Annotated in this window: 17 protein-coding genes and 1 pseudogene; 12 read left to right on the top strand and 6 right to left on the bottom strand. The window is 60.6% G+C overall.

Going from position 1 to position 18,228, the window contains the following annotated elements; genetic code table 11:
* Positions 1 to 12: 12 nt before the first annotated feature.
* From K3724_RS03740 to K3724_RS03730, 3 genes are read left to right on the top strand one after another with little or no spacing between them, the layout of a single operon-like run.
* Complete coding sequence (locus K3724_RS03740; RefSeq protein WP_259990201.1) at positions 13 to 678, top strand: response regulator transcription factor; 666 nt, start codon at positions 13 to 15, stop codon at positions 676 to 678.
* The gene (locus K3724_RS03735; RefSeq protein ID WP_259990199.1) at positions 671 to 2,038 is read left to right on the top strand and encodes a sensor histidine kinase; all 1,368 of its coding nucleotides are present in this window, start codon (positions 671 to 673) and stop codon (positions 2,036 to 2,038) included. The genes K3724_RS03740 and K3724_RS03735 overlap by 8 nt, the downstream gene beginning before the upstream one ends.
* Positions 2,017 to 3,024 (top strand): ABC transporter substrate-binding protein, encoded by a 1,008-nt coding sequence (locus K3724_RS03730; RefSeq protein WP_259990197.1) that lies wholly within the window; start codon positions 2,017 to 2,019, stop codon positions 3,022 to 3,024. The genes K3724_RS03735 and K3724_RS03730 overlap by 22 nt, the downstream gene beginning before the upstream one ends.
* A 760-nt stretch (positions 3,025 to 3,784) precedes the next feature.
* Here K3724_RS03730 and K3724_RS03725 read toward each other — a convergent pair.
* The 4 genes from K3724_RS03725 to K3724_RS03710 are packed head-to-tail and all read right to left on the bottom strand — an operon-like array spanning position 3,785 to position 6,494.
* The gene (locus K3724_RS03725) at positions 3,785 to 4,831 is read right to left on the bottom strand and encodes a MaoC family dehydratase (RefSeq protein ID WP_259990195.1); all 1,047 of its coding nucleotides are present in this window, start codon (positions 4,829 to 4,831) and stop codon (positions 3,785 to 3,787) included.
* Positions 4,831 to 5,034: a DUF1737 domain-containing protein gene (locus K3724_RS03720; protein WP_129369882.1), complete on the bottom strand. Its 204-nt coding sequence runs from the start codon at positions 5,032 to 5,034 to the stop codon at positions 4,831 to 4,833. Before K3724_RS03720 ends, K3724_RS03725 begins: the two co-directional genes overlap by 1 nt.
* A gap of 22 nt (positions 5,035 to 5,056) precedes the next feature.
* Positions 5,057 to 5,605, bottom strand: coding sequence for an NnrU family protein (locus K3724_RS03715; protein ID WP_259990192.1), 549 nt, complete (start codon positions 5,603 to 5,605; stop codon positions 5,057 to 5,059).
* Positions 5,606 to 5,639: 34 nt separating this feature from the next.
* Positions 5,640 to 6,494 carry a CoA ester lyase gene (locus tag K3724_RS03710; RefSeq protein ID WP_259990190.1) on the bottom strand — a complete coding sequence of 285 codons (855 nt, stop codon included), beginning with the start codon at positions 6,492 to 6,494 and terminating at the stop codon, positions 5,640 to 5,642.
* A 350-nt stretch (positions 6,495 to 6,844) separates the two neighbouring features.
* On the opposite strand from K3724_RS03710, the gene K3724_RS03705 reads away from it, so the two are divergent.
* Positions 6,845 to 7,159, top strand: a complete 315-nt coding sequence (locus tag K3724_RS03705) for a hypothetical protein (RefSeq protein WP_259990188.1) — start codon at positions 6,845 to 6,847, stop codon at positions 7,157 to 7,159.
* Between the two features lie 7 nt (positions 7,160 to 7,166).
* On the opposite strand, the gene K3724_RS03700 is transcribed toward K3724_RS03705, so the two are convergent.
* Together K3724_RS03700 and K3724_RS23800 are read right to left on the bottom strand one after the other, a co-directional pair.
* Positions 7,167 to 7,658 (bottom strand): GNAT family N-acetyltransferase, encoded by a 492-nt coding sequence (locus K3724_RS03700; RefSeq protein ID WP_259990186.1) that lies wholly within the window; start codon positions 7,656 to 7,658, stop codon positions 7,167 to 7,169.
* Between the two features lie 83 nt (positions 7,659 to 7,741).
* Positions 7,742 to 8,023: pseudogene (locus tag K3724_RS23800) on the bottom strand (sulfite exporter TauE/SafE family protein); the annotation flags it as partial.
* 157 nt (positions 8,024 to 8,180) lie between these two features.
* On the opposite strand from K3724_RS23800, the gene mdh reads away from it, so the two are divergent.
* The 8 genes from mdh (at position 8,181) to odhB (ending at position 18,213) form a co-directional block, all read left to right on the top strand.
* The gene (gene mdh, locus K3724_RS03690) at positions 8,181 to 9,143 is read left to right on the top strand and encodes a malate dehydrogenase (protein ID WP_129369877.1); all 963 of its coding nucleotides are present in this window, start codon (positions 8,181 to 8,183) and stop codon (positions 9,141 to 9,143) included.
* 302 nt (positions 9,144 to 9,445) lie between these two features.
* Positions 9,446 to 10,639 (top strand): ADP-forming succinate--CoA ligase subunit beta, encoded by a 1,194-nt coding sequence (sucC, locus tag K3724_RS03685; protein WP_259990182.1) that lies wholly within the window; start codon positions 9,446 to 9,448, stop codon positions 10,637 to 10,639.
* A gap of 368 nt (positions 10,640 to 11,007) precedes the next feature.
* On the top strand, positions 11,008 to 11,394 hold the full coding sequence (locus K3724_RS03680) for a hypothetical protein (protein WP_259990180.1): 387 nt from the start codon (positions 11,008 to 11,010) through the stop codon (positions 11,392 to 11,394).
* A gap of 38 nt (positions 11,395 to 11,432) precedes the next feature.
* A complete protein-coding gene (locus K3724_RS03675; protein ID WP_259990178.1) occupies positions 11,433 to 12,260 on the top strand; it encodes a glycosyltransferase family 25 protein in 828 nt (275 codons plus the stop codon).
* 13 nt (positions 12,261 to 12,273) lie between these two features.
* Positions 12,274 to 13,158, top strand: coding sequence for a succinate--CoA ligase subunit alpha (sucD, locus tag K3724_RS03670; RefSeq protein ID WP_259990176.1), 885 nt, complete (start codon positions 12,274 to 12,276; stop codon positions 13,156 to 13,158).
* Between the two features lie 109 nt (positions 13,159 to 13,267).
* Positions 13,268 to 13,729, top strand: coding sequence for a DUF805 domain-containing protein (locus K3724_RS03665; RefSeq protein ID WP_259990174.1), 462 nt, complete (start codon positions 13,268 to 13,270; stop codon positions 13,727 to 13,729).
* The gene (locus K3724_RS03660) at positions 13,726 to 16,677 is read left to right on the top strand and encodes a 2-oxoglutarate dehydrogenase E1 component (RefSeq protein ID WP_259990172.1); all 2,952 of its coding nucleotides are present in this window, start codon (positions 13,726 to 13,728) and stop codon (positions 16,675 to 16,677) included. Before K3724_RS03665 ends, K3724_RS03660 begins: the two co-directional genes overlap by 4 nt.
* Positions 16,678 to 16,689: 12 nt before the next feature.
* Positions 16,690 to 18,213 (top strand): 2-oxoglutarate dehydrogenase complex dihydrolipoyllysine-residue succinyltransferase, encoded by a 1,524-nt coding sequence (gene odhB, locus K3724_RS03655; protein ID WP_259990170.1) that lies wholly within the window; start codon positions 16,690 to 16,692, stop codon positions 18,211 to 18,213.
* The last annotated feature ends 15 nt before the right edge of the window (positions 18,214 to 18,228 follow it).

Genomic DNA, 18,228 nt, shown 5'->3' with positions numbered 1-18,228 from the left:
GGGTAAATCCTGATGAAGTTTCTCTTGATCGAAGATAATGCCGACCTGGCAAATGCGATTTGTTCACGGTTGAAATTTGACGGTCATGTGGTTGATCATGCGTGTAAAATCCGGGATGCCATCACTTATTCCGAAGTTGGCGATTATGATCTGATTCTGCTGGATATTATGCTGCCGGATGGGGATGGCCGGACGTTTCTCAAGCAGCACCGGGCCCGGGAGAAGGACACACCTGTCATCGTTCTGACCGCGCGTTCCCAGGTTTCCGACAGAATCAGCCTGCTGGATCTCGGAGCGGATGATTATCTCACCAAACCGTTTGATCACGCCGAGCTTCAGGCGCGTTGCCGCGCCGTGCTGCGCCGCAAGACCGGTACTGCGCAAACCGTATTGCGCATCGGCGGCGTGACCTTTGATCCGGTGGCAGGCCGCCTCGCGGTTGGCGGCGAGACCGTCAACCTGCGAAATCGTGAACTGCGGCTGCTTGAGCTTCTGATCAATGCTCCTGGCCGGATTTTCCCGAAACAGAAGCTGGCCGACAGCCTCTTTTCCTACGATGAGGATGTGTCGGAAAACGCGATTGAAGTGTATATAGGCAGGCTTCGCAAGCACCTTGAGAACTCCAGCCTCAAGATCACCACCCATCGCGGTCTTGGATACCGGTTGGACCATGAGTGATGCGTTTCGTGTTTCAGGATCGTTGCGGAACCGCCTGGCGATCACCCTGATCGGCGGCGCAGCTCTGCTTGCCATTCTCTTATATTTTGTGGCGCGGAGCTATGCGGCGCAAATTGCACAGCGAGGCCAGGACAACATCATAAACGCCTCGGTGACATCGATACTGGACGCGGCCATCCTGCGTGATGGTGCCGTTGAAATCGACTTTCCCTATGCGTCTTTCGCCATGCTGGCGACGGCATCCGATGACCGGATATTTTATGCGATCTATCAGGATGACACCGTGTTGTCGGGATATGAAGACCTGCCGCGCTTGCAAATGCCGCCCGGAAAGAAGGCCGGCTTTCAGACAGTTGCTTTCCGCGGGGCCGAAATGCGCCTGGCTACGGCATCGCGTGTCTTGATCGGGGCAGATGCCAAAACCCGGATTACGGTCTCAATTGCGCAGACCCAGGATGCTCTGGCCGGAACGCTGAACCTGATTTCCCGCAACGTCGCCATTTTTGGCTTGGGGTTCTTTCTGCTGGCCACACTGCTGTCGTTCTGGGCAACCTCCACAACCATTGGACAGCTCAGGCGGCTTGCCCTGTCAGTGACCCGCCGCGGGCCGCAGGACCTGCGGCCGGTCTCGCAGCCGGTGCCGTCGGAAATGGCCCCGCTGGTCTCATCTCTGAACAGGTTTATGACACGCCTCGACTACTCCCTGCAGCAATCCGAAGATTTCATCGCCGAAGCCGCCCATCGGGTGCGCACGCCACTGGCCACGGTCCGGTCCCATGCCGAGGCAACTTTGCAGCGCGTCAGCAAGGAGGAAAACCGCCAGGCATTAAGGGCCATGGTGCGCGCTATCGACGAAAGTTCGCGCGCTGCCGGGCAGCTTCTGGATCATGCGATGATCACTTTTCGCGCCGATCATCTGGAACGCCAGAACCTTGACCTGGTTGATCTGACAAAGGAACTTGTGCAGCGCCTGTCACCGGTGGCTGAGATGAAAGATGTAGAGCTGCGGTTGGATACCGAAGCTACGGTGCCGATTTCAGGCGACCCGATCCTGCTTCAGAACGCCCTCCGCAACATCATCGACAATGCGCTCAAATATGCGCCAAGCGAAACTGCCATCCATATCCGCATCAGGTCGAAGCCCCGGGCGCAGGTTGAAGTCCGCGACCAGGGGCAAGGTTTCCCTGCGGACGAGATCGGCACCCTGGCGTCACGTTTTACCCGGGGTGCAAACGCCAAAAACATCATCGGTTCCGGGCTTGGCTTGACGATCGCACGGGATGTTGCAGTTGCGCATGGCGGGACATTGGATCTTTCAAATAAACCGGAAGGCGGCGCATGCGTTATCTTTTCGCTGTGATCATCTGTCTTTGGCCGTTGCTGGCGGCCGCGCAAGACTGGGAAGACCGGCAAGTCTTTGAAGGGCAATCCGCGACCCGGACCCTGCGGGTGCTCTCAAGCACCGACACCTCGTTCATCGCCCCGATCATTACCAGTTTTCTAACGGTGAACCCGAATGTCTCGGTGGAATATCTGGTCACCGGAACCATTGAAGTAGACAGGTTGATCCGTCAGGCGCCGCAGGCGTTCGATCTGGCGATCTCCAGCGCGATGGATCTTCAGCTCAAACTTGCTAATGATGGCTACGCCCGTGCCGTTCCGGCGCTGGAAGTCCCTGATTGGGCACAATGGCGGCACAGTCTTTTTGCCTTCACCACCGAACCTGCTGCCATTGTGATTAACCGCGCGGCTTTTTCCGGACATGAAATTCCAAAAACCAGGCAGGCATTGATCCAGGCCATGCGCGATCGGCCGGATTTCTTCCGCAACCGGATCGGCACCTATGATGTTCGTAAGTCCGGCGTCGGATATCTGTTTGCCACCCAGGATGCTCGCGCCTCCGAGACCTACTGGAGGTTGACGGAGGTGATGGGAAGCCTGGGCGTGCGTCTCTATTGCTGTTCGGGCGAGATGATTGATGACCTCGCCAACGGTACCATCGCAGTTGCCTATAATGTGCTTGGCAGCTATGCCGCGGCGCGCCCCAATCCGGATGATGGTCTGCAGATCATCCTGCCGTCCGATTTTCCGACAACAATAATGCGGACCGTCTTCGTTTCAAAAGACGCACCAAACCCCCAAATTGCAGCCGCGTTCATCCGCCATCTGATCTTTCTGCAATCCAGCAAGGCTGGTGAAAAACACATCAAGCTGCCGCCTCTTGTTTCAGCGCAAGACAGTGTTCGCCAGTCGACCATTGCTCTGGAACCCGCGCTGCTTACCTATTTGGACAAACTGAAGCGGCGGACATTTCTCGAAGAGTGGGAAAGCGCCGTTTTCCAGTAGTCCTGCCAGTAGTTTTGCCGGCGACTTGGACGCGTTGGTGCCGCCTGCGCGCATCTCCCTAACTCATTCGGCTATTTGGGCAGTATTGGGCGGAACCATATTGGTAGTGCGATAGATCAATGTCATAGCGCTGGCTCCCCATGGCGCTTCGCTCAGATAGCTGCCATTGGCCCGTCCGCAGCGAAGGGTGGCTCTGTCCCGCACCATTCGAGTTCAAACACCGCGCAGCAAAAGGACGGTATGGCTTCGGCATCTCATTACGGGGTTCAATGGCGGTTTCGGTGACGTGGGCTGCAACGCAGCAGAAAGCCTGCTGGACGGTCGCGTTCGTCTTGGGTCTCTCCACAAGGCTCACTGGTGAACCGCATTGTCCGCCCGCGCCCTCTCGGCAGATTTGCCATGCAAATCGCCTGCCGGGTAACACATGGCCTGCGCCGATTGCGACCGGATCGTTCAATCCGCGCTGCCGTCACGCCCCATCGGACGCGGCGTCCCGGTCCTAGCATTTTGGCACATGTCCTGGTCAGCAAGTTGGAAGGGGACCGCCGCCCACGTGGGGCGGCGGCTGGCGGGATATTTTACGACCGCAATGCCACCAGATTCAGGTTTTTCCAGGGGTTGTCCGCCCTCCGCCAGTCTCCCGGATGGCCCCCGAAAAACCGGCCGCCCTTAATCTGGCACAGGCCGCATCAGCGGCAATGACAAACACTTAATCCTGAGGATGAGCGCCCAAGGCGCGCGGGGGCAAAGCCCCCTTGCGTCACTTCGGCATCAAGGCCCAGTAATCGAGATCCAGCAGCACGTCCGGCAGGTATTTGCCATCCTCGCCCTTCAGCTCAAACGGCGCGCCGCCCTTGGTCGCCACCAGCCGCAACCGGATTGCACCAACGCCAGGCGCGCTTGTGTCCGCCTTGTCCAGCACCTCGGACCAAGCCCGCACGGTCAGACCCGACAGGCACGGATTGGCATGCGCGCCGCCGTTCAGACCCGCAATCATCTGCGCATTGGCAAGCCCGTTGAACGACAGCGCGCGCGCCATTGAAATCACATGACCGCCATAGATCAGCCGGGTGCCATCGGGACGGGCAGTATTGTCAAAATGCACCTTGGCGGTGTTCTGCCACAGGCGGGTCGCCATCATATGTTCGGCTTCCTCGATGGTGACGCCATCCACATGGTCAATGGTCTCGCCCACCGCATAGTCGCCCCAGCGGTGCGGCTCGCCCGCCAGGGTGAAATCGTAGTTGCTGAAGTCCAGCCCGGCCGGGATCACCAGCTGGTCCGCCGGGATCACCTTGTTCAATTCCGGGATCACCGTCTCCGGCGCCGGGGCATCCGGATCGCCCTTGCGAACCATTACCCACCGCACATACTCCATCACGCAGTCATCGCGCTGGTTCAACCCGCGGGTGCGCACATAGACCACACCGGATTTGCCATTGGAGTTCTGCTTGAGGCCGATCACTTCGGATTCCGAGCGCAAGGTGTCGCCAGGATAGACCGGCAGCAGCCAGCGTCCCTCGGCATAGCCAAGATTCGCCAGCGCATTCAGTGAAATGTCCGGCACCGTCTTGCCGAACACCACATGGAAGGCCGCCAGATCATCCAGCGGCGCCGACGGCAGACCAGAGGCCCGGGCAAATTCATCCGAAGAATACAGCGCATGGCGCGCCGGATAAAGCGCGTGATACAGCGCCCGCTCGCCGCCCGACACCGTGCGCGGCACCGCATGGCGGATCACCTCGCCAACGGTATAGTCTTCGAAAAAGCGTCCCGGATTGGTTTTGGCCGGACTGGTCTTGGCCATCAGTGTTCTCCCAGTTTGGTCTCAGGGGTGTAGGTCCCGTCCGCCTCTTTCACCACCGCCTGGCCGCAGCGCATGATCCCCTTCACGGGATCAAAAGCCTGGGTCGGGCTGCCGTGCAGCTCCCAGCCCTTGTTCAGCGCTTGCGTGACCTTGTGGCAAAAGGCAGAAGTGTCGTCCTCGGACAAAAAACGGTAAAGTTTCATAGCATCCTACCCAGCAAAGCCCCTATCCCGGAAAGGGCGAAGGCCCGACCATTGCGTGGACGTAGCCGATCACCCCCATCAGAACAATCGAAGCGGCAAAGAACATCCCGTCCTTGGCGATGGAGCCCTTGGGGCCCGGCTGCCAGTCCGGTTCGGAACGGTTGATCACGATCACCTCAGCCACTGCCCAGGCCAGCAGACCGCCGAACAGGATGATCGACGCCAGGTCGCCATTGACCAGCAGATGCGCTGCAGCCCAAAGCTTGAAGCCCGCCAGCATCGGGTGGCGCATGCCGTTCAGCAGCGCGCCTTTCTTTGGCGCCGGACTCATCATCCAGATGGCGATCAAGACCAGCAGGTTGTTGATATGCACCATGAAGGACGGCGGCGCCCAGACGGGGATGAACTCCATGCTGCGGTAGCCCAGCACCATCAGCACCACGCCGGCAACCAGCACCAGCGCAACCACACCGCGGCCGCCGTTGCCCATGGACGCGCGCGCCTCCGGTGCCAGCCGTTTGAACAGGTGGCCGCCCCACCACAACAGGATGCCAAGGATCAGTAACGCCATATCAGTCTCCAAATGCTGTCAGCCGGGACAACAGCTAGGCCGAAAGCGCGGCGATTGCATCCGCTTTTGCCAGGATTTCACGCGCCGTAACCACATGCAGGTTCTCGACTATCCTGCCATCGACCACGGCAACACCCTGGCCTGCGGCTTGCGCCTCATCAAATGCGGCGATCTGGCGGCGGGCGGTCTCGGCCTCGCGCTCGGTCGGGGCAAAGGCAGCATTGGCAACCTCCACCTGCGCCGGATGGATCAGGGTCTTGCCGTCAAATCCCATGTCGCGGCCCTGCGCACATTCCGCCGACAGCCCCTCAACATCCTTAAAAGCGTTATAGACCCCGTCGACGATCACCAGCCCCTCGGCCTTGGCGGCCAGCAGGCACAGGCCCAGCCCCGCCATCATCGGCAGCCGGTCGGGGCGGAAACGGGTCTGCAATTCCTTGGCCAGATCATTGGTGCCCATCACCATGCCCTGCAGCTTGGGGTGCGCCGCGATGGCAGCGGCATTCAGCATGCCGCGCGGGGTTTCCATCATCGCCCACAGCGGAATATCCCCGGTGATCTCCGCCAGCGCATCCAGATCCGCAGGCGCATTTACCTTGGGCAGCAGAATCGCGTCGCAATCCATCTGTGCCGCCGCTTTCGCATCCTCACGCCCCCACGGCGTATCCAGCCCGTTGATCCGCACGATCTTCATCCGGGCGCCAAAGCCGCCCGTCTCCAGCGCCTGGGTCAAGGTCGCGCGGGCATTGGGTTTTTCATCCACCGACACCGCGTCTTCCAGATCAAAGATCACCGCGTCCACCGGCAGGGTTCTGGCCTTCTCCAGTGCACGCGGCTTGGAGCCGGGAATGTACAAAACCGAACGGTACGGGCGCGTGCGCGGGTCCATCAAGGCTCTCCAAAAGTTATTTTGTTGCGTAAAGCGGTACAGATTCGATTGTATACTTTCAAGTACAATTCCGCCGCAGCGCAGCGTAACCTTCTCCGCGCATGCAGCAAGATGCTGATACATTTAGTGATTTTCAAGCGCCCGCAGGGTTAACCACTTATCAGCACCTGATTGCCAAACTGATAGATACCAAGGCACAGGACCCCTGCCGCCGCCCCAGGCCGCACCTGATGCCCGCAGGCATGGGGCCTGCATTTCGAATTGCGTTACACACCGGCCCGCACAGGGATACCGGGGGCTGCCGTCAGGCACCCGGCTCTGTCCGGCCGTTCCGGAAAGGGTAAAACGAGATGAAAATATCAATCTTCGCACTGCCGGCAGTCTTTGCCGCACTGACCCTGGCAGCGGTACCTGCCACCGCGCAAAGCCGCAACTGCGCCCCGCGCGATACGGTGATTAAACGGCTGGCCGAAAAATACGGCGAAAGCCGTCAAAGCATCGGCGTGGGCCAGAAGGGCATGGTGATGGAAACCTTTGCCTCCGGCAAGACCGGCAGCTGGACCATCACAGTCACGACCCCCAACGGCATGACCTGCCTGGTGGCATCAGGCCAGTCTTACGAAGTGCTCGCAGAAGCACTGCCGGACACCGACAGCGACGCCTGAGCAGAAGTTATTGAGGCAGGTTTCCAGGCTGCGGCTGGCGTGCTGGGCTGCGGCGAAGGGTCATGGCGTGCTTGTCATCGCCTGAATAGCCCAGCCGTTCATAAAAGCCCCGCACCCCAGCCGCCTTGCCGGTCAACAGCATGATCTTGTAAGCGTCCATTGCCCAGGCTTGATCCTGCGCAAAGGTCATGACAGCCCGGCCAAACCCGCGGCACTGGAACGCTTGCAGCGTCACAACATTTTCGATCAGCGCATACGGCCGCCCGCCATGCGTAAGATTTGGCAATACATGCAAAGTCGCAGCTGCCACAACCTGGCCTTCAGCCTCAGCCACGGAAATGCAGGTACCCGGCAAAGCCAGAATCCTGCTCAGCACCGCTGCGCCTTCTGAGCCGGACAAGACCGGCAAGTCCCCCATCAGTTCCCGGTACAAGCAAAGAAGATCACCGTAGTCCTGCTCATTTGCCACGCGCAGCTGGCACCCTGTTTCGCCACTCATGTCACCCCGTCCCAAATCAGCTTGGTGCCTGTCACCGTCAGCAGAACATAGGTGAGCGCAAAGAACCAGCGCTCCGGGATCGAATGGTGCAGCTTCACCCCCAGCGCCACTCCGGGCAACCCCCCGGCAATCAGCAGCAGCGAGGCGCGCAGGTTCCAACGCCCCTAATAGGGCTTCAACGCTGCCAGATCGATCAGCATCAACAACGGCAGCATCAGCGCCAATGCAGCGCCCGGCTCAATCACCAGCGCCAGAATCGCCGCGGATGCAAAGGCCGCGCCGGAACCGAAACCGCCCTTGGACACGCCCGCAAAAACGACCGCGGGAATGGCAAAAACGAAAAACATAGCGTCAAATGCCGCCATTACCGGCCTCCGAAAGCCCTGAATTACACGCCCTTTAGCGATATCAGCGCAGCATACATAAGTATACCGAACCCTTTGCCGCAGCGTGGAACCCTTGCACGGCGGGCCGTTACGCCGTAGGCATCAGGAAATTTCAACCGGACCGGAGACATTCCCAATGGCACGACCCAAAATCGCCCTCATCGGCGCAGGTCAGATCGGCGGCACCCTTGCACATCTCGCAGCCCTCAAGGAACTCGGCGACGTCGTGCTCTTTGACATCGCCGAAGGCACCCCCGAAGGCAAGGCGCTGGACATCGCACAATCCGGTCCTTCCGAAGGTTTCGACGCCAGCCTCAAAGGCACCCAGTCTTACGAGGATATCGCAGGTGCCGACGTCTGCATCGTCACCGCAGGTGTGCCGCGCAAGCCGGGCATGAGCCGCGACGACCTGCTGGGCATCAACCTGAAGGTGATGAAATCCGTTGGCGAAGGCATCCGCGACCACGCGCCGGACGCATTTGTGATCTGCATCACCAACCCGCTGGACGCGATGGTCTGGGCGCTGCAGCAATTCTCGGGCCTGCCCGCGAACAAGGTCTGCGGCATGGCCGGCGTTCTGGACTCCGCCCGCTTCCGCCACTTCCTGGCGGAAGAATTCAACGTCTCCATGAAAGACGTCACTGCATTTGTGCTGGGCGGCCATGGCGACACCATGGTGCCGTCGGTGCGCTATTCCACCGTGGCCGGCATTCCGCTGCCCGATCTGGTCAAGATGGGCTGGACAACCCAGGAGCGCCTGGACGCGATCCTGCAGCGCACCCGTGACGGCGGCGCAGAAATCGTGGGCCTCTTGAAAACCGGCTCTGCTTTCTATGCGCCGGCCACCAGCGCCATCGAAATGGCCGAAGCTTTCCTGAAAGACCAGAAACGCGTGCTGCCCTGCGCGGCCTATTGCGACGGCGAGCTGGGCGTAAAAGGCATGTATGTGGGTGTGCCCACAGTGATCGGCGCCGGCGGCATCGAAAAGGTCGTGAACATCCAGCTGAACGAAGAAGAGCAAGTTATGTTCGACAACTCGGTCAATGCCGTCAAAGGCCTGGTAGAGGCTTGCAAGGGCATCGACGGTTCGCTGGCCTGAGCCTTTTAGCCTTACACAGATCAGAGGGTCCGCTTTGGCGGGCCCTTTTCTTTTGCTTCGGCACAACCGGACCGGCGACTGACGCTTTTGGCCTACGATGCGGCGGTAGCGGTCCATAACAGCCAGGTTCGAATCACCGCCGTTAAGCTTCCGATAATTTGTGATCACACCCCCAAAAACCGTGATCACAAAACTCGAAAATCTTCATCATTTCCCCGCACCCTGTCAAAAAAGCCTTTAACACTTGGCTTTAAGACGGCCTATTGAAGCCAGACAATTGCAGCCAGACGGGACAGTTTCAGATGAACATCCACGAATATCAGGCCAAAGCCCTCCTTCGCAGCTACGGTGCTCCGGTGTCAGACGGCAAAGTGGTGCTGAAAGCCGAAGACGCCAAAACCGCCGCAGGTGAACTTGACGGCCCGCTCTGGGTGGTGAAGGCGCAGATCCACGCAGGCGGCCGCGGCAAGGGCTCCTTCAAGGAGGCCGACGCCGGTGAAAAGGGCGGCGTGCGCCTGACCAAATCGGTTGAGGAAGCCGCCGAGGAAGCCAAGAAGATGCTGGGCCGCACCCTGGTGACCCATCAGACCGGCCCCGCCGGCAAGCAGGTGAACCGTATCTATATCGAGGCCGGCTCCGGCATCCAGACCGAGCTGTACCTGGCGCTGCTGGTTGACCGCCAGACTTCGCGCATCTCCTTTGTCTGCTCCACCGAGGGCGGCATGGACATCGAGGAAGTGGCCGCCGCCACCCCGGAAAAGATCCTGTCCTTCTCCGTTGACCCGGCCACCGGCTACCAGGCCTACCACGGCCGCCGCATCGCCTTCTCGCTCGGCCTGGAAGGCGCGCAGGTCAAGCAATGCGTCAAACTGATGGGCCAGCTCTACAAAGCTTTCGTCGATAAAGACATGGAGATGCTGGAGATCAACCCGCTGATCGTGGCGGACGACGGCAGCCTCAAGGTGCTGGACGCCAAGGTCGGCTTTGACGGCAACGCGGTCTACCGCCACGCCGACGTGGCCGAGCTGCGCGACACCACCGAAGAAGACCCGAAAGAGCTGGAAGCCTCGAAGTACGACCTGAACTATATCGCGCTGGATGGCGAGATCGGCTGCATGGTGAACGGCGCCGGCCTGGCGATGGCCACCATGGACATCATCAAGCTCTATGGTGCCGAGCCTGCCAACTTCCTCGACGTGGGCGGCGGCGCAACCAAGGAGAAAGTGACCGAGGCGTTCAAGATCATCACCTCGGACCCGCAGGTCAAAGGCATCCTGGTCAACATCTTCGGCGGCATCATGCGCTGCGACGTCATCGCCGAGGGCGTGGTTGCCGCAGTCAAGGAAGTCGGCCTGAAGGTGCCGCTGGTGGTCCGCCTGGAAGGCACCAACGTCGAAAAAGGCAAGGAGATCATCAACACCTCCGGCCTCGACGTGATCGCCGCCGACAACCTGAAAGACGGCGCCGAGAAAATCGTAAAGGCCGTGAAGGGCTGATCACCATGCGTTTCAGCGTCCTTCCAGCAGCTTGCCTTACGTTAATGGGCGCGGCCTGTTCCAGCGGTTACTCCGCTGGAACCAATCAGTACACCGCGTCACCGGCGGGCAGCTTAAGTAATGAACAGCCGGCCTCTAATACAGCCGCCGTTCAAGCTACGGGTGGGAAATACGATCCGGCGACAGATACATTCGTCCCTGCCACTACCACGCAAGCCGTGGCGGCTGCGACTGCTTTGGCAACACACAGCAGGCTGCCAACAGGAGCCAATGCCTCGCCGTCGGCGCCTGCAGGGGCGCCTCCCCTTCTAGTCTCAAGTTCCGGGTCAGGCATTCAGGCTGACATGCAGAACATCTCTGGTTTCTGCATGAGCTACATTGAGACAGGCCGGGAGACCCCATCGTTATTAGGCGCAGGATTTACGGCACGAGGCAGCAACTACAAGAAATCCTACAGCCGTTCGATTATCGGCGCTACCAAGCCGTACATCTCCGTCGAGGCCCGGAACACACGTTCCGGCCCCTCTTGCAGCGCACAATTCGGTATTATTGGACGCAATGACGGCTTCATGCTTTTCGACACAGCCAAGCGCGCCGCCGTAGCAAACGGGTACCAGCCAGCTGCGATAGCAGGCCGGAAAGGACAGCACGGTGCTGGCTACATGAAAGGTGATGTCACCCTGCAAATCGGCGGCAGAACAAAAAGCAGCCACAGCACCTACTCAACTTTCTTGTACTTCCAGCGATACAATTAGGCTCGGAAATGAAAGTTGAAGGCTAAGGAATGTAATCGATGAAAGCCGCCGTCTACCTCATAGGCTTGCAGCAGGCCACAGGCCGGGCCGAGCTGATGCAGCGGGAGCTGGATCAGGCCGGGCTGTCTGCTGTGCGCATCGATGCGGTGGACAGTACCCAGGTCAGCCGAGAGGAGATGCTCAAGCAATGCGCACCAGAAGGTAACTGGGGCTATTTCCAGACCAAGGACATGGCCTGCACCCTCAGCCATGCTAAGGCCTGGGAGGCGTTTTTGGCATCAGACGCCGATGTGGCGCTGGTCCTGGAGGATGACGTCTTCCTGTCGCCCGACACCGGCGCCTGGCTGAACGACCTGTCCTGGTGGCCGCAGGATGCCGGTATCGTCAAATTCGAACGCTGGCGGGCCAAAAAGCTGCAGGTGGCGCTTGGCAAGGATGGCTTTACCTACATGGGCCGCGAGGTGCGCCAGATGCTGTCGCGCCACGCGGGCGGTGCAGCCTATGCGGTCTCCCGCCGGGCGGCGCAGCATCTCTTGGACAGCCGTCCGTTTGAAATCACGCTCGACAATCTTCTGTTTAACTTTGACGCCTCAAAGCCTGCGCGCAGCATCAAGGTCTATCAGGTCCAGCCCGCATTGGCCGAACAGGGCAACGAGGCCCCCGGCGAACATGCCATCGGCCCGGCGCGCCACCGCCCCAAGGGCTGGCCGCTGCTCCGCCAGAAACTCCGGCGCGGGATCTATGAATTCCGCGGCGGCTTCAGAGTATTTCCCAGTGTGGTCCTGAGGCGGGCCACCCTCGAAAAAATCCGCTTCGACGGCCGCTCCCTGGCCACCCCGCAGAACCAACAGACACATACCGCTTGAAGGAACCGACATCATGGCAGTCCTCATCGACGAAAACACCAAAGTTATCTGTCAGGGCTTCACCGGCTCGCAGGGTACTTTCCACTCTGAACAGGCCATCGCCTATGGCACCAAAATGGTCGGCGGCGTCACCCCCGGCAAAGGCGGCCAGACGCATCTGAACCTGCCGGTCTTCAATTCCGTGCATGAAGCCAAGCATGTGACCGAAGCCAATGCCTCGGTGATCTACGTGCCGCCGCCGTTTGCCGCCGATTCCATCCTCGAGGCGATCGACGCCGAAATGGAAGTCATCGTCTGCATCACCGAAGGCATTCCGGTGCTGGACATGATGCGGGTGAAGCGGGCGCTGGAAACCTCCAAATCGCGCCTGATCGGCCCCAACTGCCCCGGCGTGATCACCCCGGACGCCTGCAAGATCGGCATCATGCCCGGCCACATCCACCGCCGCGGCTCGGTTGGCGTTGTCTCGCGCTCCGGCACCCTGACCTATGAGGCGGTGAAGCAGACCACCGACGTGGGCCTGGGCCAGTCGACCTGCGTGGGCATCGGCGGCGACCCGATCAAAGGCACCGAGCATATCGACGTGCTGGAATGGTTCCTGGCGGATGACGAGACCGAAAGCATCATCATGATCGGCGAAATCGGCGGCTCCGCCGAGGAAGAGGCCGCGCAGTTCCTGGCGGATGAAGCCAAGAAGGGCCGTTCCAAGCCGGTTGCGGGCTTCATCGCCGGCCGCACCGCCCCTCCGGGCCGCCGCATGGGCCATGCAGGCGCGATTGTCGCCGGCGGCAAAGGCGGCGCCGAGGACAAGATCGAAGCGATGAAAGCCGCAGGCATCGTGGTCGCCGAAAGCCCGGCCGGCCTGGGTGAAGCAGTGCTGAAAGCGATCGGCAAATAAGCCAAAGAAACACGGTTTTCCGCGCTAGCTTTGTTTTGAGCGAGCGCGGAAAACCCACAAGATAAAGTATGGTGCAGCAATGGGCTTTTGGGCCTCAATCAAAACTTGCATGGGCAATTATGCACAATTCGGCGGGCGCGCAGCCCGAAGCGAGTTCTGGTTTTTTGTTTTGTTTTTGGCACTTGTCCAGTTCGTTGGATTAAACCTGACTGCGGAACAGCCCGAAGGCGGCTTCAAAATTCACTTTGGCGTCTATTTCCATCTCGGGCCTCAATACCCCTGGTTCTTTAATCTTTATACTGGATTGTTCGCCATACCGTTTTTCGCTGCACTTTCGCGGCGTCTGCACGATGTAGGCATAGCAGCCAGTACAATATTTGTTGTGCCATTTGCACTCTTCGCAATCCTGATGTTCGCACTGAAAGCTCTACCCAATCTGCAGCAGCTCCAAAGTGGAGTAGGTTTCGCAGCAGCAATGATCCCGCTCGTTTTGTTCCTTTTCTTTACCTCAAAGAAATCCCAGCCAGGTGAGAACAAATACGGTCCCAACCCGCAAGAGGCACCACTATGACCGAACAAAGCCCCAACGACCTCTTCCGCGCCTCCTCCTTCATGCAGGGGCACAATGCGGAGTATCTGGAGCAGCTTTATGCCCGTTACGCCAATGACCCGGGCGCGGTGGATGCCGCCTGGGCCGAGTTCTTCCGCCAGATGGGCGACGCAGAACTGGACGTGAAGGCAGAGGCCAAGGGCCCGTCCTGGGCGCGCAACGACTGGCCGCCGGCGCTGGATGATGATCTCACCGGCGCGCTGACCGGTGAATGGCCGGCCCCGGCCGAGACCAAGGGTGCAGGCAAGAAGATTAGGGACAAGGCTTCCGCCAAGGGCGTTGAGGTCACCGACGATCAGGTGCAGCGCGCCGTTCTTGACTCGATCCGCGCCCTGATGCTGATCCGTGCCTACCGGATCCGGGGCCATCTGGCCGCCGACCTTGACCCGCTGGGCATGCGCGCCGCCGCGGCGCATCCGGAGCTGGACCCCAAGACCTACGGCTTTACCGACGGCGACATGGACCGGCCGATCTTCATCGACAATGTACTGGGGCTGCAGGTTGCCACCATGCGGCAAATTGTCGATATTGTGAAGCGCACCTACTGCGGCACCTTTGCACTACAGTACATGCACATCTCCGACCCCGAGCAATCCGCCTGGCTGAAAGAGCGGATCGAGGGTTACAACAAGGAAATCACCTTTACCCGCGAAGGCCGCAAGGCGATCCTCAACAAGATGGTCGAGGCCGAAGGATTCGAGAAATTCCTGCACGTCAAATACACCGGCACCAAGCGGTTCGGCTTGGACGGCGGCGAGAGCCTCATTCCGGCGATGGAACAGATCATCAAACGCGGCGGTGCGCTGGGGGTGTGCGACATCGTGATCGGCATGCCGCACCGCGGCCGTCTGTCGGTTCTGGCCAATGTGATGCAGAAACCTTACCGCGCCATCTTCAACGAATTCCAGGGCGGCAGCTTTAAGCCCGAAGACGTGGATGGCTCCGGCGATGTGAAATACCACCTTGGCGCGTCGTCCGACCGCGCGTTCGATGGCAACAATGTGCATCTCAGCCTGACGGCCAACCCCTCGCATCTTGAGGCGGTGAACCCGGTGGTGATCGGCAAGGTCCGTGCCAAGCAGGACCAGCTTGGCGACACCGACCGCAGCAAGGTGCTGCCGATCCTGCTGCATGGCGACGCGGCTTTTGCCGGTCAGGGCGTGGTGGCGGAGTGCTTTGCGCTGTCGGGCCTCAAGGGCCACAAGGCGGGCGGCACCATGCATATTGTGGTGAACAATCAGATCGGTTTCACCACCGCGCCGCATTTTTCACGTTCCTCCCCCTACCCCACCGACAATGCGCTGGTGGTTGAGGCGCCGATTTTCCACGTCAACGGCGACGACCCGGAGGCGGTTGTGCATGCCGCCCGCGTCGCCACCGAGTTCCGCCAGAAGTTCCACAAGGATGTGGTGCTCGACATCTTCTGCTATCGCCGGTTCGGTCACAACGAAGGCGACGAGCCGATGTTCACGAACCCCTTGATGTACAAAAAGATCAAGGGCCACAAAACCACGCTGACGCTCTACACTGACCGGCTGGTCAAGGATGGTCTGATCCCCGAGGGCGAGATCGAGGACATGAAGGCCGCCTTCCAGGCGCATCTGAACGAAGAGTTTGAGACCGGCAAGAATTACAAGCCCAACAAGGCCGACTGGCTGGACGGACGCTGGTCGCATCTGGACAAGAAAGACGCCGATTACCAGCGCGGCCGCACCGCGATCGCGCCGGAAACCCTGTCAGAAATCGGCGCTTCGCTCAGCCGGGTACCCGATGGTTTCCCGATGCACCGCACCGTGGGCCGTTTCCTGGATGCCCGCGGCAAGATGTTTGAAACCGGCCAGGGCTTTGACTGGGCGACGGGCGAGGCGCTGGCCTTTGGCTCGCTGCTGCTGGAAGGCTACCCGGTGCGCCTTGCCGGCCAGGACGCCACCCGCGGCACCTTCTCGCAGCGCCATTCCGGCATCGTCAACCAGGAGACCGAGGAGCGCTACTACCCGCTCAACAACATCCGCGCGGGCCAGTCGCAATATGACGTGATCGACTCCGCCCTGTCGGAATATGCGGTGCTGGGCTTTGAATACGGCTACTCGCTGGCGGAACCCAACGCGCTGACCCTGTGGGAAGCCCAGTTCGGCGATTTTGCCAACGGCGCCCAGATCATGTTCGACCAGTTCATTTCCTCGGGCGAGAGCAAATGGCTGCGGATGTCCGGCCTCGTCTGCCTGCTGCCGCACGGGTTCGAGGGCCAGGGTCCTGAGCACTCCTCAGCCCGGCTGGAACGCTTCCTGCAGATGTGCGGCCAGGACAACTGGATTGTGGCCAACTGCACCACGCCGGCGAACTACTTCCATATCCTGCGCCGCCAGCTGCACCGCACCTTCCGCAAGCCGCTGATCATGATGACTCCAAAGTCGCTGCTGCGCCACAAGCTGGCGGTCAGCAAGGCGGAAGAGTTCACCACCGGCTCCAGCTTCCACCGGGTGCTATGGGATGATGCCCAGCACGGAAACTCCGACACCCAACTGGTGGCGGATGACAAGATCAAGCGTGTCGTCATGTGCTCGGGCAAGGTCTATTACGATCTCTTGGAAGAACGCGATGCCCGCGGCATCGACGATGTTTATCTGATGCGGGTGGAGCAGTTCTATCCGTTCCCGGCCATTTCCATGGTCAAGGAGCTGGAACGCTTCAAACAGGCGGAAATGGTCTGGTGCCAGGAAGAGCCCAAGAACCAGGGCGCCTGGAGCTTCATTGAACCCAACATCGAATGGGTGCTGACCCGCATCAAGGCCAAGCACACCCGGCCCGTCTATACAGGCCGCGCCACCTCGGCCTCGCCCGCAACCGGTCTGGCCAGCCAGCACAAAGCCCAACAAGCAGCCCTCGTGAACGAAGCGCTGAGCATCTGAGGATAAAGAGACATGACAACCGAAGTCCGCGTACCCACCCTGGGCGAATCCGTGACCGAGGCCACCGTGGCCACCTGGTTCAAGAAACCCGGCGACTCCGTCAATGCCGATGAAATGCTCTGCGAGCTGGAGACTGACAAGGTGACGGTCGAAGTGCCCTCGCCTGCCGCAGGCACCCTGGGCGAGATCGTCGCCGGTGAAGGCCAGACTGTCGGCGTCGACGCGCTGCTGGCCACCCTGTCCGAGGCCAATGGTGCTGCCGCTGCCCCTGCCGCCGCAGCACCGGCTCCTGCTGCTGCGCCCTCCGGCGGCGATAGCGCACCGGTGCCGGTCATGGTTCCCGCGCTTGGCGAGTCAGTTTCCGAGGCCACCGTTTCTTCGTGGTTCAAAAAAGTGGGCGACAGCGTCGCGCAGGACGAAATGCTGTGCGAACTGGAAACCGACAAAGTGTCGGTAGAGGTGCCCGCCCCGGCTGCCGGCGTGCTGACCGAGATCATCGCCGCAGAGGGTGCCACCGTCCAGGCTGCCGCGCAGCTGGGCGTGATCGCTGGCGGCGCAGCCGGGTCTTCCGCGGCCCCTTCCGCACCTGCCGCCGCCCAGAACCCGGCTGCCGCCACCGCGTCGGCGCCCAAGGATATTGCCAACGCCCCTTCAGCGGAAAAGGCGATGGCCGAGGCAGGCCTCAATGCGGCGCAAGTCAGCGGCAGCGGCCGTGACGGGCGCATCATGAAGGAAGACGTTGCTGCTGCGGTGGCGGCCGCCAAAGCTGCACCGCCCGCCGCTCCGGCAGCGCCGGCACCGGCCCAGGTGCGCGGCCCGGTCACTGCAGATGATGCGGCGCGCGAGGAACGGGTAAAGATGACCCGCCTGCGCCAGACTATCGCCAAGCGCCTGAAGGACAGCCAGAACACCGCCGCCATGCTTACCACCTACAACGAGGTCGACATGACCGAGGTGATGGCCCTGCGCAACGAGTACAAGGACCTGTTCCTCAAGAAGCACGGCGTGAAACTGGGCTTCATGTCCTTCTTCACCAAGGCCTGCTGCCATGCGCTGAAAGAGGTTCCGGAAGTCAACGCCGAGATCGACGGCACCGACATCGTCTATAAGAACTTCGTGCATATGGGCGTCGCCGCAGGCACCCCGACGGGCCTGGTTGTGCCGGTGATCCGCGATGCCGATGCTATGTCCTTTGCTGCAATCGAGAAAGCAATTGCCGAAAAAGGCGCCCGCGCCCGCGACGGCAAGCTGTCGATGGCGGAAATGCAGGGCGGCACCTTCACCATCTCCAACGGCGGCGTCTACGGCTCGCTGATGTCCTCGCCGATCCTGAACCCGCCGCAGTCCGGCATCCTGGGCATGCACAAGATCCAGGACCGCCCGATGGCCGTGGGCGGCAAGGTGGAAATCCGCCCGATGATGTATCTGGCGCTGAGCTATGACCACCGGATTGTCGACGGCAAAGGCGCTGTGACCTTCCTGGTCCGAGTCAAGGAAGCGCTGGAGGATCCGCGGCGTTTGCTGATGGATCTGTAAGGCCTAAAAAATCGC

Source organism: Leisingera sp. M658 (assembly GCF_025144145.1).
In the GTDB taxonomy this organism is placed as follows: domain Bacteria; phylum Pseudomonadota; class Alphaproteobacteria; order Rhodobacterales; family Rhodobacteraceae; genus Leisingera.
The sequence above is the reverse complement of the archived record's forward strand: the minus strand, read 5'-3'. Positions and strand labels throughout refer to the sequence as shown.